The following is a 13,894-nucleotide window of genomic DNA, read 5'->3' as shown; positions in this document are numbered from 1 at the left end:
TGCCGATATAGCCGCGGCGGGAGATATCATGAGGTTCGCGACGAGCTGCGCGGTGATCGCGCTGCACTGCCTTGGTGCGTCCGACGCCTGGGCGCAGGCGGTCGAGGACACGCCGGTCGCCGGTGCCAGCACGACGACCGCGCAGGACGAGGTCGTGGTGACCGGCACGCGCGAGCGCGGCCGCACGCGCTATGACGCGCTCGCCCCCGTCGACGTCCTGTCCGAGGCGCTGGTGCGATCGAGCGTGTCGAGCGACGTCAACGACAACCTCGCGCAACTGCTGCCGTCGTTCAACGTCCAGCGCCTGCCCGCCGCGGACGGCCAGGCGTTCGTACGGCCGGCGTCGCTGCGCGGCCTGTCGGCTGACCAGACGCTCGTGCTGGTGAACGGCAAGCGCTACCATCGCTCAGCACTGCTCGGCACGCGCGGCGCGCAGTCGCCCGACCTCGCCAGCATCCCCTCGCTCGCGATCAAGCGGATCGAGGTGCTGCGCGACGGTGCCTCGGCCCAATATGGCTCAGACGCGATCGCGGGCGTCATCAACATCATCCTCGACGACGCGCCGGGCATGGAGGCGTTCGGCCAGTTCTCGCAATATCACGAGGGCGACGGCAACGAGTATCAGACCGGCGCCCGCGGGGGCATCGCGCTCGGCGATCGCGGCGCGATCGTGTTCACCGGCCAGTTCGATCATGCGGAAGCGACCTCGCGCACGCGCCAGCGCCCCGACGCGATCGCTTTCCGGGCGGCGCACCCCGCCATCGCGCTGCCGAACCCGGTCCAGCGCTGGGGTCAGCCCGACGAGGAGCGCGTGCGCGGCGCGGTTGACCTCCACTACGCGTTGGCGCCGGTCGCGACGCTCTACGCTTTCGGCACGGTGCAGCAGGGCGAGGGCGTGACCGACTTCAATTGGCGCAACCCCGACGGCACCGCCAGCGTCTACGGCGCCAGCCGGGCCTTCCCGGGCTTCAGCTTCACCACCCTCTACCCTGCCGGCTTCACGCCGCGCTTCGGCACCGACTTCGCCGATCTCCAGCTCTCCAGTGGCCTGGGCGGCGAGTTGAGCGAGCGGCTCAGCTACGATCTCAGCGCGTCGGCGGGTCGCAGCCGGATCGACTACACGCTCGGCGAGAGCCTCAACGCGTCGCTCGGCCCGCTGAGCCCCGCCAGCTTCTATCTCGGTCGGCTGACCCAGCGCGAGTTCAACCTTAACGCCGATCTCGTCTATCGCCTGCCGGTCGGCGGCGCCGAGCCGGTCAACGTCGCCTTCGGCGGCGAGCGCCGGATCGAGCGCTACATCGTCGGCACCGGCGACCCCGCCTCCTACGCCATCGGGCCCGGCGCGGCCACGGGACTGGCACCCAATTCGAATGGCTTTCCCGGCTTCGGTCCCGCGCAGGCGGGCGTGTTTCGCCAGCGCAGCTACGCCGGCTACGTCGATCTGGCGTGGCGACCGATCGAGCAGATCTCGCTCGGTGCGGCCGGGCGCTACGAAGATTTCTCCAGCTTCGGCGACAAATTCACCTACAAGCTGTCCGCGCGGGTCGATCCGGCGCGCTGGGTCGGCGTGCGCGCCACCTACTCGACCGGTTTCCGCGCGCCGACGCCTGCGCAGCTTAACACGCGAGTGGTGAGCCAGGGGCTCGACACGCGCACGCTGCAGGTCTTCAATCAGGGCCGGCTCGCGCCCACGGACCCGCTCGCGGTCGCGCTCGGCGCGTCGCCGCTACGGCCGGAGACGTCGAAGAACATCAGCGGCGGGCTCGTCTTCCAGACCGACGTCGGGCTCGGCGCCACGGTCGACCTGTACCAGATCGACGTCGACGACCGCTTCAGCCAGTCCGCGACGATCGCCATCCCGGCGGCGCTGCCCAATCCCGATCGCTTCACCTCGATCAGCTATTTCACCAACGACTTCGATACGCGCACTCGCGGCATCGACGCGGTGCTGACCTACGCGCGCGCGGTCGGCCCCGGGCGTGCCAACCTGAGCCTGGCATACAATTACAATCAGACGCGGGTCCGCAGCGGCACCAGCGCCGCGATCGCCAACGCCACGCAGCGGCGCGTGTTCGAGGAGCGGCTGCCGCAGCACAACGCCACCGGCACGCTGGGCTATGATCTCGGTCCGGTCGGGCTCCTGGTGCGCGGGCGCTATTACGGCGCCTGGACCGACGTGACAGGCAATGCCACGGGTGAGCTGTTCCAGCGCTTCGGCGGCATCGCGCTGTTCGACGCGTCGCTGACCTACCGTCTCTCCCCCAACCTGTCGCTGCGGGCGGGCGCCGAGAACGTCTTCGACACTTACCCCGCGGAGGCCACCAACCAGGCCAATCGCGGTCTGATCTACTCGCGCAACGCGCCCTATGACACCGACGGGGGTCAGTATTACGTCCGTCTGGGGTTCAGCTTCTAATGCTCGACCGTCGCGCCCTCCTCGCCGGCGGCGTGGCCGCGACAGCGCTGCCGTCCACCCGCGTCGCCGGAGCCGCTATCGAGAAGGAGGAGGCTTACTGGGCCGGCATCGCGGCGGCCTACGACCGCCCGACCGACGTGATCCAGCTCGAGAACGGCAACTGGGGAGCAATGCCGCGGCCCGTGCTGCGCGCGTATCAGGACTGTGTCGCCCGCGTGAACCGCGACACCAGCCTCTACGCCCGGCGCGGCATGATCCGCGACGTGATGACCGCGCGCGCAGATGTCGCCGCCGAACTCGGGGTGCCGCCGGAGGAGATTGCCTTCACGCGCAACGCGACGGAAGCGTTAAAGGCGTTGATCCTCGGCTATAATCGCCTTCAGCCCGGCGACGCGGTGCTGTACGCCGATCTGGACTATGACAGCATGCAGGCATGCATGCAGAGTCTGGGGTCGCGTCGTCATGTGCGCGTGATCAAGATCGCGCTGCCGGAGCCGGCCACCCGCGCGAGCCTGATCGACGCCTATGATCGCGCGATGCGCGCCGAGCCGCGCCTCCGCCTAGCCCTGCTGACGCATCTGAGTCATCGCACCGGCCTAGTGCTACCAGTGCGTGAGATCGCCGCTTTGGCCAGGGCGCGCGGCATCGACGTGATCGTCGACGCCGCGCATAGCTGGCAGCAGCTCGATTTCACGCTACCGGACCTCGACTGCGATTTCGTCGGCCTGAACGGCCATAAATGGCTGGGCGCGCCCTTGGGCGTCGGGATGATCCATATTCGCGGTGTTGCGCTCGCGAGGATCGATCGCGACCCGGCCGAGGAGCCCGGCGGCGCGGACTCGCTTCGCCATCGGGTCCACACCGGCACGCTCGACTATGCGGCGCAGCTGACCGTGCCCGCGGCGCTCGCGTTCCAACGCGCGATCGGTCGCCCGCGCCGCGCCGCGCGGCTGCGCTGGCTGCGCGACCGCTGGGTCGCCGCGGCGCGCCAGATCGAGGGCGTCGATGTACTCACGCCCGACGACCCGGCGCTGCACGGCGGGATCACCTCGCTCCGGCTGCGCGGCGTCGCCGACACGAAGGGCAATATGGCGTTGGCCGCGAGACTGCTCGACCGTCACCGCATCTTCACGGTCCATCGCGATGGCGCGGCCAAAGGCGCCTGCGTCCGCGTCACGCCCGCGCTGTTCACCGTGGCGTCCGACGTCGACGCGCTCGCCGCCGCCCTCGCGGAGATCGTTCGAACGGCGTGACCGCGACGAGCGCGTCCGTGTCGGGGCACCGCGACCCGGGCCGTGGTCACGGCGCGTCAGTTTCGGGCGCGACCGGGATGCCACGCCCGATCCGAGGTCAGAACCAGGGGTGCAGGATCTCCGTACGCGCCGGTCCGGCGAGGCCGACCAGGAAGTCCCCCACCTCGTCGAGCAGACCGTCGAGCCCGGGCAGATGGTCCGAGTCCGCGTCGGGGCCGGTGTAGACCAGCTTGGACGCATCGCTCACCCCCAGCAGCGTCACCGAGGTCCCGCCGCTGAACGTCACGCCGAGGTCCTTCACGCCGTCGCGGTCGACGTCGCTCACCTGGGTCCGCAGCACGCGCAGACCGTCGTCGAGCACGATGCGGTCCTCGGCCACGTCGAAGTCCCCGATCGTGTCGCTGCCCTCGGCGCGCCCGAGATGGAAGCGGTCGGCGCCCGCCCCGCCCCACAGCTGATCGTTGCCGAGCCCGCCGAACAGCGCGTCACGCCCCGCCCCGCCACGCAGGACGTCGTTGCCGAGGCCGCCGGACAGCAGGTCGTTGCCGTCGCCGCCGTCGAGCGTGTCGTTGCCCAGCCCGCCGCTCAGCCAGTCGTGCCCGCCCAGGCCCGAGAGCGTGTCACTACCGAGCCCGCCCGACAGCCGGTCCTCGCCCGCGGTACCGGTGAGCCGGTCGGCGAAGATCGTGCCGGTGCGGGTGACTCCGTCGGCAATGCCGGTGACGGTCACCGCCACCGTCGCGCTGCTGGTCTGCCCCGCGGCGTCGATGACGGTGTAGCTGAAGCGGTCGGTCGCGGTCGCGCCGGCCGCGAGCGCGTCGAACGAGTCGTCGTCGGCGACGTAGCGCAGCATCTGGCTCGCCGCGTCGAACGCGACATGGCCGAGCGTGCCGGCGGTGTCGACCGCCGCGATCGTCAGCGTGTCGCCCGCGTCGGGGTCGCGGTCGTTGCCGAGCAGCGTCGCCCACAGGTTGGCGCTGGTGGCATCCTCGTCGACCCGCACCGCGTCCGCTGCGGCGACGGGCGCCTCGTTGACGTCGCTCACCACGATGGCGAAGCCGTGCTCGGTGATCGCTCCCGCGCTGTCGGTGGCGCGCGCGACGATCGCGTGGCTCGCCGCCGCCTCGTGGTCGAGCGCCGCCGTGGTGGTGATCACGCCGGTCCACGCGTCGACCGCGAAAAGGCCGCCGGCGTCGTCGACCAGCGCGTAGTGCAGCGTGTCGTTGGGCGTGTCGGTCGCCGACAGCGTGCCGACCACCGTGCCCGCGGGCAGGTTCTCGTCGACGCTGGCGTGACTGAGCGTCAGGTCGCTCGGCGCGGCGCCGACGAACAGCAGCGCCACCTGCGGGTCGTGGTCGGTCGGGCGCGCGCCCGCCGCCTGCGAGTTCAGGTGGACCGAATCGTAGCCCGCGCCGCCGACCAGCCCCTGGGTGACGAGCACGTTGTCGATCTGCTGCGCGTTGCCCTCGAACAGATAGGAATAGCGCTCCTCGCTGGGCAGCAGCGTGTTGAGGTTGGTCAGCACGCCGCCCTTGGCCGGATCGGTCAGCTGGGTCTGCGCGTCCTCGAAGTAGAAGCCGTTCCAGTCGCCCAGCACCGCCATGTTCATCGCCGGGTCGTCGGCGAGATGCTCGGTGATGTACGCCTTCACCCCGGCCGCCTGGGCGGTGCGCGCGGCATCGCCGGCGTTGACCGCTGGCTGGTCGGCGCCCTGCAGCGGCTCGCTGCCGAGCCGCGAGGTGAGATGGACGTTGATCGCGGTCACCGTCTCGCCGGCGAAGGTGAACTGCGCCACCAGCGGGTTGCGCGTGCCCTGATAGGCCGCGCCGGTGATCAGCTCGGCGCTGCCGTCGACGTAGCCGACGCGGTCGGTGTTGTAGAAATAGCCGTTGCGGATGTTGCCGCCGGGCTCACCCCCGGTCGAGCCGGCGACGGTGGGCGCGACTTCGACATAGGCATAGTGCAGCCCGGACTGCGCGTAGATCGCGTCGATCAGCCCCTGCGCGGTGACGGTGCCGGACAGGTCGGCGCCGCTGCCCGCGCCGTCGGCGTCCTGGATCTCCTGCACCGCGATCACGTCGGGCGCCTTGAGATTGTAGACGATGTCGCCCGCCAGCACGTCGAACTTCTGGTCCGACGTGTCGAGATTCTCGAGATTGTAGGTGGCGATCGAGAGGTGGTTGCTGTCGCCCGCCAGCGACGTGACCTCGCGCGCCAGCGTGACGTCCCGGGTGACGCTCACCGCCTCGGTGGCGATCACCTCATATTGGTCGAACGAGTAATTGACCACGCCGGTGACGCTGCTGAGCTGGTCGCCGATCGTGTAGCCCGGGTGGAAGCCGGGGAAGACGCCGCTGTCGTCGTCGATCTGGATCTTCTCGGGGTTATAGTCGCCGGGCGCGATGGTGATGCCGCCGCGGTCGTTGACGCCGGTCGCGCCCCGGCCGTGCGAGGCGACCACGTCGGTCTCGCCGAACTCATTGGTGTTCGACACCGCCTGGGGCGCGTCGATCGTCACGCGCATGCCCTCGAGCGACTCCCAGAAGTCGAGCCCGTCGTGCCGCGGATCGAACTGGCTGAGCCTGTCGTCGTCGAGCACCTCGCTCGGCGGCAGCACGCCGCCTTGACCGATCACCACCGCGGCGGGCAGCGCGTTGCCGCTGCTCTCCACCGTCACGGTCGGGCGGGTCAGCTCGGTCAGCGTCAGTCCCTGCGCGTCGCCGGCATATTCGGTCACCGTCGCCGCGACCGACACGCCGTCCCCCACCGTGACCTTGGGGGCGGTGCTGGTGAAGACGAAGATGCCGTCCGACGTGGCGTCATCGCCGTCGCCGTGCGCCGACTGGAGATAGAAGCCGTTGGTATCCACCGCGGTGACGATGCCGGTGGTGGTGACGCTCTGGCCGACATAGGCGGAGCGGTGCGCCTCGCCCTGGATCGCGCCGATGCTGAGCGCGATCGGGTCGTCGTTGACGATCGTGCCGGTGGCATGCGCGACGTCGACCACCACGTCGCCGGTGGTCGCCCCGAGCGTCAGCGACAGCGTCTCGTTGGGCTCGCCGACGGTATCGCCGTGCACCGGCACGACGATCGTCCTGCTCGCCTCGCCCGCGGCGAAGCGGACCGTCCCGCCGAGCACCGCGCCGGGGGCCAGATCGTCGGCGCCGGCGGTGCCGTCGAGGTGGATGGCATAGTCGACGCTCGCGGCCAGCGCGGTGCCGCCGGCGCGGCGCACGGTGAAGACCAGCTGGGTGACGCCGTCGTCCCCCTCGGCCACCTGCGCGTCGGCGACGCTGATCCGCCCGGTACCGGTGGCGGAGAGGAAGCTCTGCCCGGCGTTGACGCTGCCGAAGCTGCTCGCCTGCCCCGCCGCCCAGGTGAAGTCGGCCGCGATCGCCCCCGCGCCGGTGAGCTGGAGCGAGAGGTCGGTCGCGGGGGCGGGGTCCTCGGACACGCCGATGTCGGTGCTGGTGACGCCCGCCGCCGGCGTGCCCGCGGCGGCGGTGAAGGTCCCCTCGTAGGAGAGCAGCTGGACGACGCTCCCGTCGGGCGCGATCAGCGCGACGCCGTCGGCCCCGCCGTTCTGGATGCCCGCGCGCGCGAACGACAGCGCGCCATAGCCGGCGCCCTCGTCGTCGATCGTGCCGGTCAGCGCCAGCGTGTCGTACACCGGTGCCGCGGCGGGCGTGTTCGAGCCGTTGTAGAAGACCAGGCGGTAGCCGCCGAGATCGGTGCCCGCGGCGCCCGCGACCTCGATCGCCTCGCCGGCGTCGGTGCCGACATTGTCATAGTGGATCTCGTTGATGAAGACATCGGGCATTGCCGGCACTCGCGCTGGAGAGGTTCTGCAAGGTAAAGAGCGACGTAGAAGGTCAGTATGACAGACATATGGCGTCGGCGCCGGCACTCGCGGGTGCCGTGGCTACCGTCGTGCGACTGTCACGGTGGCTTCACGAACACGGCATAGGCCACGCCCCATCGTCCCCGACAACGCGCGGTGTGCAGCAATGGCAGGATGGCGCGACAGTGCCGCTACTCTCCCACCGATCGAGTCGCCGATCGGGCTGGAGCTGCCCGACGCGGCGCTGGAACGCGCGCTGCGCGCGTTCGTGGCAGGGCGCGTGCGTCAGCCGGCCGATCGCGACGACGTCGTGCAGGAGACCTATGCGCGGCTGTTCGGCTATCAAACGATGCGGAAGGTCGGCGACCTCAAGGCGCTGTGCTTCGCGATCGCGCGCAACCTGCTGCTCGATCACCATCGCGCAGCGCGGCGCGGCGAGACGGTCGAACTGAACGAGGCGCTGGTCTGCCCGCTGCCCAGCGCCGAGCGGATCGTCGCGTTCCGCCGCGCGGTCGCGGTGCTCGCCGGCGCGCTCGAGCGCATGCCGCCGCTGCGACGCGAGATCTTCCTGCGCAAGCGCGTCGACGGCCTCACCACGGCCGAGATCGCTGGCGCGCTGGAGATGAGCCTCGCCGCGGTCGAGAAGCACGTCGTCCGTGCCTTCGCCGACCTGCGCGCGGCGCTCGCCCGGCGCGGCGTCACGCTGGCGGACGGCGCGTGAGCACCTCGCCCCACGACGCGCTCGCCCTCGACGAGCAGCTGCTCGCCGACGCGCTGCGCGAGGCCGCGGCGCGCTGCGGGCGACTTTCGGACGAGCAGCTGCGCGCACTGCGCCGGCGTCGCCGCACCGTCGTGCGTGCGGCGGGCGGGGTTTTGGCGGCGGCCGGCACGCTGTGGCTTGCCGCCCCGGCGTGGCGGGGCGCAGGAGCGCCCACCCCGGCGGTCTGGTCACGCACGCTCGCGACCCGTGCGGGCGAGCGCGGCACGCTGACGCTCACGGACGGGTCGACGGTGCGGCTCAACGGTGCAACGCGGGTACGCGTGACGTATCGCGCCGGCGAACGTCGCGCCGAGCTACTCGGCGGCCAGGCCTTCTTCGACGTGCGCCACGACTCGGCGCGCCCCTTCACCGTCGTGGCGGGGCGGACCAGTGCGCGCGTGCTCGGCACCGCGTTCGATCTCGACCTGACTCGGCGCCACGTGGCGCTGTCGGTCTACCACGGGGCCGTCGGCTTCGACCCGGCGGGCGCGCGCGGCGTGGTGGTGCGAGCGGGCTACCGCAGCAGCATCGCCGCGGGGGCGGCGAGCGCGCCGGCGCGCTTCAACGCCAACCTGCCCGACTGGCGCGCGGGCTGGGTCGACACCGACGGCATGCGGCTGGACGATCTGGTCGAGGTGCTCGACCGCGCCGGCGCGAATGTCGCTGCACCGCGCGAGCCGCTCGCCTCGACCCGCGTGTTCGGTCGCTTCCGCACCGATCGGCCGCGCGCGCTGCTCTGCGCGATCGGCGCTGGGTTCGGCTTCGCGGTGGTGGAGCGCGACGGCGAGCTGGTCCTGGAGCAACACTGAGGCGGTGCCCGTCCAGCGTCGACGCGTGAAGGCGTATCACCTGAGCTCGTCGGGGACTCACCCGCCCGCGCCGGCGACCGCGGCGAACCCTCACACGCCGGGCGGAGCCGCAGGCCCCCGATTAATTTGTCCGGATCGCGGCACTGCCGACGTCTTCCTCCCGGGCGGCGCGACGACGCGTCGTACGTGGGGGATAATATGAAGCTTCTGGTTGGTACCTCGGCTCTCACCGTCGCGCTCGCCGCGCCCGCGCAGGGACAGGCGCCCGCACCGGTAGTCGCCTTCGCGATCCCGGCGGGCGACCTCGGCGCGGCGCTGTCGCGCTACTCGAACGTCACCGGCATGCAGGTGATCGCCGCGCCCGCGCTGGTGGCCGGCCGGCGCACCATGGGAGTGAGCGGCACCTATACGCCGCGCGACGCGCTCGCGCTGCTGCTGCGCGGCTCGGGCCTGCGCCCGATGGCGCGCGACGGCGTGCTGCTGCTGCGCGAGGAGCCCGCGCGGACTCGCCCCGCGCGCGCCACCGCGGCGGTCTCCGCCGAGCCCGCACCGGTCAGCGACGGCGCACCGGACACGATCGCCGACGCCGCGCCCGACGATATCGTCGTCACGGGCTTCCGCGGCAGCCTGCTGGCGGCGCAGCAGCTCAAGCGCCGCGCGGTCGGCACCGAGGACAATATCCTCGCCTCCGATATCGCCGCCTTCCCCGATCTCAACCTCGCCGAGGCGCTGCAGCGCGTCCCCGGCGTGGCGATCAACCGCGACACCGGCGAGGGCCGCCAGATCACCCTGCGCGGGCTCGGCCCCGATTTCACGCGCACCCAGCTCAACGGCATGGAGGTGCTCGGCAACACCGCCTCGGGCATGGACAATCGCGGCAACGTCAGCCGCACGCGCGGCTTCGACTTCAGCCTGTTCGCGTCCGAACTGTTCAATCGTGTCAGCGTGCAGAAGAGCTATGCCGCGAACCAGGACGAGGGCGGCATCGCGGGCACGGTGCAGCTCTATACCGCGCGACCTTTCGACTATGACGGCCCGCGCGTCGTGCTCTCCGCCAAGGGCCAGACCAACACCAACACGGACGGCGTGACGCCGCGGCTGGTCGTGCTCTTGTCACAGCGACAGGGCGATGTCGGCGCGCTGGTCTCGGTCGCCTACTCCAAGATCCGCAATAACGAATATGGCTATCGCAACTGGAACTGGGGCAAGGTCACCTACGGCGCGCGCAACATCGGTCCCGAGATCGACGAGGCGACGCGCGCGCTGCTGCGCGGCGGCACGATCTTCGCCCCCCAGGCGCAGTCGCCGTCGACCTGGTATACGGAGCGCGAGCGGATCGGCGTCACCACGGCGCTACAATACCACCCGGGCGAGCGGTTCACGCTCGACGTCGACCTGCTCTACGGCCGGCTGTCAGACGACCGCGACGACTGGGCGATCGCGGCCGGCGGCTATAACGCGCTGACCGGCAACGTCAGCGGTACCCAGGTCATCCGCTCGGCGACGATCGAGGGCAACTCGCTGGTGGCGGCGAGCTACACCGGGATCGACCAGCGCACCGAGCACCACCGCGTCGTCAACTCAACCGACTTCTACCAGGCGGTGGTCAATCTCGGCTGGCAGGCGAGCGACCGGCTGAAGCTGACCGCGCTGGCGGGCTACCAGAAGTCCGACTTCGCGCAGCCGGTATTCGACAAGGTGTTCCTGCAGGCGCGCAACACCGCCTTCGGCTTCGACATGCGCCCGACGATCCCGCGGAACAGCTACGGCTTCGACCTGACCGACCCGTCGCTGTGGAACGTGCAGCGGCTGGTGACGCAGGAGAACACGATCCGCAGCGACTATACCAACGCGCAGATCCAGGCGGTCTACGATGTCAGCGACATCCTCAAGCTGGAGCTCGGCGGCGAGTACAAGCGCTTCACCAACGGCGGCTATCAGTATCTCACCAACATCTTCTACGGCACGCAAGCGACCGCCGATCGCGCCGTGCCCGACTCGCTCAAATATGAGATCAACCGCGACAGCCTGCTGCCCTACGTCGGTGGCGACGTCGACGGCATCTACGCGCTGCTCGGCAATAACCGAGATCTCACGCGCGCCAATCTCACCGCGGGCAGCGACTTCGGCATCGTCGAGAAGACCTGGGCGGGGTTCGCGCAGCTCGACCTCGACACGTATCTCGGCGCGATGCGGCTGCGCGGCAACGCGGGCGTTCGCTATTACCACACCGACCTGACCTCGCGCGGGTCGCTCGCCACCGCCACCAACGGCGTCACCACCTTGGAGCCGGTGACCGCGCGCACCAGCAGCGAGGACTGGCTCCCCGCGCTCAACGTCGCGCTTGACCTCACCCAGCGGCTGGTCGCGCGCGGCTCGGTGGCGCGCAACGTCAACCGGCCCGGGCTGGCGCAGCTCGCCGCGGCCGGCACGCTGACGGTGGCGCCGTTCGGCGGCACCGTCTCGGTCGGCAACCCCTATCTCGCGCCGTTCCGCTCGACCTCGGCCGAGGGCGGGCTGGAATATTACATGGATCGCAACGGCTTCGCCTCGGTCGGCTTCTTCTGGAAGGACCTCGACAGCTTCATCACCTCGGAGACGTCGCAGGTCCCCTACAGCGCCACCGGCTTCCCCGTGTCGCTGCTGCTACCCGGCCAGGACGGCACCACGCCGTACAATTACACGCGCCCGATCAACGGCGAAGGTGCCAGCATCCGCGGCGTGGAGGTGGCGTTCCAGCACGACTTCACCTTCCTGCCCGCCCCGTTCGACCGGCTCGGCGCGGTCGCGAACGGCACCTGGATCAGCGGCGACCAGAATGCGGTGTACAACGGCGTGAGCGAGCGCATCCCGCTCTACAACCTGTCGCGCTGGGCGGCCAATGCGACGCTCTACTTTGAGACCGAGCGCTTCGGCGCGCGCGTTTCCACCGCCTATCGCAGCCGCTATCTCACGGGTGCGGGCGGCAATGCCAACGTCGGCGAGGGCATCCGCCCGACCAACAACATCGACTTCCAGATCCGCTACAGCCCGACGCCCAGCCTGCGCTTCGTCGCCGAGGGCATCAACGTCACCAACCAGGCCATCGAGCAGTTCACCGATCGCACCGCCGACCGTACCCTGGTGTACACCACCAGCGGGCGGATCTTCACGCTCGGCGTCACCACCACCTTCTGATCTCGACGCCCGCGGCATTGGCCGCGGGCGAGAGTGCGTGTGCGTAGCCTGTCACCAACGACACCGGGAGACCAAGATGACGACACGATCCTTCCTCGCCGTGCTGAGTGCGACGGCGCTGCTCGCGCCGGCCGTCGCGTCCGCGCAGGGCTGGCCCGCCCCGGTCAGCCCGCTGCCCGAGCGCGCCACCGCGCTCGACAAGCGATTCCAGCCCGCGATCGATTTCGACACCGACGTCTGTTTCAACGTCGCCGCGGTCGACTCGAACGGCAATGTCAGCGCGGCCGCCTCGACCTACGCCACCCGCCCGCCGGCCTCGTGCCGCAGCGCCAGCTACCTGCGCAGCAGCAACGTCTACTCACGCAGCCGCTGCAACAACGGCTATTGCGGTCGGGTCTACGCCTACTTCTGGCAGTCGGACTTCAGCCATGCCTATGATTGGGAAACGATCATCGTCTGGACCACCGACGCCGGCAGCGGCAGCCGCGTCGTCGGCGTCTCCCGCGGCGACCACGGCGACTGGGACACGCGCGCGGTGAGCGGCGGCCAGCTGCGCTTCGTCAGCGACTCCACCGGCGAACACGCGAAACTGGTGTTCCACTACGAGACGTGGGGGTTCTCGCACCTGTTCCGCTTCAGCAAGACCGACGGCGGGGACGAGCCGCCCGAGAATGGCACCGGCCAGTGGGTGATCCAGCCACTGGTGAGCTGGAACGGCTATCCCTCGCGCAGCGTGCGCGACCGCGTAGTAGGCTACGACTTCGGCAGCGGCAATTTCGAGATCAAGGACGCGCGCTTCGCCACGACCTTGGCCAATGCCAACAAGAGCAACATCGCCCCGGGCTTCGACCCCAACCTCGACGCGGGCAGCGACTCGCCCGGTTGCCCGAGCGGCGCGACGATCTGCTGAGCCGTCGGGCAGGCGTCGCCTCCCCGATTGATCGCGCTATGTGTCGTCGTCCCGCCCGACCGGCGGGATGACGGCCGTGACCTCCCCACCGACGGAGAAGCGGGTGATGACCATCGGCCACCTGACTCGTCCATCACGTCCGCGCCGCCTCGGCGTGGCACTGCTCGTGCTCGCGTCGGCCGGGCTCGCCATATGGGCGATCGCGCCGGTGCAGCGAAGGAGCTCGCGGAACGATACAGTCACCGTCGTCGCGCCCGCGACCCTCGCACCGCCGGCACTGGCCCCCGGGCGCCGCATCCCGGCTCCGTTGCGCGAGCGGCCGGCGCCAGCACCGCGCGTCGCCATGGTCACGGTGCCGCCCGCGGTGGTCGCGGCGCGCGTCACGCGCGCGCATCCCCTGCTCACCGACGTCGCCATCGCGTGTTCGGCGGACACCTGCACGCTCGACGCGACGGTGCGTCCGGCGCAAGGGCAGGCAGCGCTGGACCAGCGCCAGGCGATGCTGCTCGGCGGACTTGCGGCGACGCTCGCGGACTCGGGCTATCGCATGGCGGTCCCGTTCACCTTCGATGAGACTGACGACAACGTCTTCCACCTACGCGCTGCGCTTACCCCAGCCTCGATGGCAAAAGGCGCGTGATCGGCCGTTTTCTAGCTCGCTCACCAGCGCTCAATGGCGGCAAGCGGACCCAGTTCCGGTCATTCACCGTCTCGATGGTGGCTCCCTG

8 protein-coding genes are annotated in these 13,894 nt (G+C 70.4%); 7 read left to right on the top strand and 1 reads right to left on the bottom strand.

Annotated features, from left to right (window positions below):
- Nucleotides 1-28: 28 nt before the first annotated feature.
- Nucleotides 29-2,416: a TonB-dependent receptor plug domain-containing protein gene (locus K7957_RS15760; protein WP_223013101.1), complete on the top strand. Its 2,388-nt coding sequence runs from the start codon at nt 29-31 to the stop codon at nt 2,414-2,416.
- The gene (locus tag K7957_RS15755; RefSeq protein WP_223013099.1) at nt 2,416-3,669 is read left to right on the top strand and encodes an aminotransferase class V-fold PLP-dependent enzyme; all 1,254 of its coding nucleotides are present in this window, start codon (nt 2,416-2,418) and stop codon (nt 3,667-3,669) included. Before K7957_RS15760 ends, K7957_RS15755 begins: the two co-directional genes overlap by 1 nt.
- A 97-nt stretch (nt 3,670-3,766) precedes the next feature.
- Here K7957_RS15755 and K7957_RS15750 read toward each other — a convergent pair whose 3' ends face one another.
- Nucleotides 3,767-7,489 (bottom strand): Ig-like domain-containing protein, encoded by a 3,723-nt coding sequence (locus K7957_RS15750; RefSeq protein ID WP_223013097.1) that lies wholly within the window; start codon nt 7,487-7,489, stop codon nt 3,767-3,769.
- Between the two features lie 187 nt (nt 7,490-7,676).
- Between K7957_RS15750 and K7957_RS15745 the strand changes: the two genes are divergently transcribed.
- From K7957_RS15745 to K7957_RS15725, 5 genes are all read left to right on the top strand, one after another.
- Nucleotides 7,677-8,231: an RNA polymerase sigma factor gene (locus tag K7957_RS15745; protein WP_223013095.1), complete on the top strand. Its 555-nt coding sequence runs from the start codon at nt 7,677-7,679 to the stop codon at nt 8,229-8,231.
- Nucleotides 8,228-9,079 (top strand): FecR family protein, encoded by an 852-nt coding sequence (locus K7957_RS15740; protein ID WP_223013093.1) that lies wholly within the window; start codon nt 8,228-8,230, stop codon nt 9,077-9,079. The genes K7957_RS15745 and K7957_RS15740 overlap by 4 nt, the downstream gene beginning before the upstream one ends.
- A gap of 198 nt (nt 9,080-9,277) precedes the next feature.
- Nucleotides 9,278-12,256: a TonB-dependent receptor gene (locus K7957_RS15735; RefSeq protein WP_223013091.1), complete on the top strand. Its 2,979-nt coding sequence runs from the start codon at nt 9,278-9,280 to the stop codon at nt 12,254-12,256.
- Nucleotides 12,257-12,332: 76 nt separating this feature from the next.
- Nucleotides 12,333-13,166: an NPP1 family protein gene (locus K7957_RS15730; RefSeq protein WP_223013089.1), complete on the top strand. Its 834-nt coding sequence runs from the start codon at nt 12,333-12,335 to the stop codon at nt 13,164-13,166.
- Between the two features lie 67 nt (nt 13,167-13,233).
- Complete coding sequence (locus K7957_RS15725; protein WP_223013087.1) at nt 13,234-13,806, top strand: hypothetical protein; 573 nt, start codon at nt 13,234-13,236, stop codon at nt 13,804-13,806.
- Nucleotides 13,807-13,894 lie beyond the last annotated feature (88 nt).

The sequence above is a fragment of the Sphingomonas yunnanensis genome (genome assembly GCF_019898765.1).
Taxonomy (GTDB): Bacteria; Pseudomonadota; Alphaproteobacteria; order Sphingomonadales; family Sphingomonadaceae; genus Sphingomonas; species Sphingomonas yunnanensis.
This window is presented reverse-complemented; position numbering and strand designations above follow the sequence as displayed.

Excerpts from the sequence above, each read along its gene's own strand:
- K7957_RS15760 (WP_223013101.1), top strand. The coding sequence starts at position 29 with ATGAGGTTCGCGACGAGCTGCGCGGTGATCGCGCTGCACTGCCTTGGT.
- K7957_RS15755 (WP_223013099.1), top strand. The coding sequence starts at position 2,416 with ATGCTCGACCGTCGCGCCCTCCTCGCCGGCGGCGTGGCCGCGACAGCG.
- K7957_RS15750 (WP_223013097.1), bottom strand. The coding sequence starts at position 7,489 with ATGCCCGATGTCTTCATCAACGAGATCCACTATGACAATGTCGGCACC.
- K7957_RS15745 (WP_223013095.1), top strand. The coding sequence starts at position 7,677 with ATGGCAGGATGGCGCGACAGTGCCGCTACTCTCCCACCGATCGAGTCG.
- K7957_RS15735 (WP_223013091.1), top strand. The coding sequence starts at position 9,278 with ATGAAGCTTCTGGTTGGTACCTCGGCTCTCACCGTCGCGCTCGCCGCG.
- K7957_RS15730 (WP_223013089.1), top strand. The coding sequence starts at position 12,333 with ATGACGACACGATCCTTCCTCGCCGTGCTGAGTGCGACGGCGCTGCTC.
- K7957_RS15725 (WP_223013087.1), top strand. The coding sequence starts at position 13,234 with ATGACGGCCGTGACCTCCCCACCGACGGAGAAGCGGGTGATGACCATC.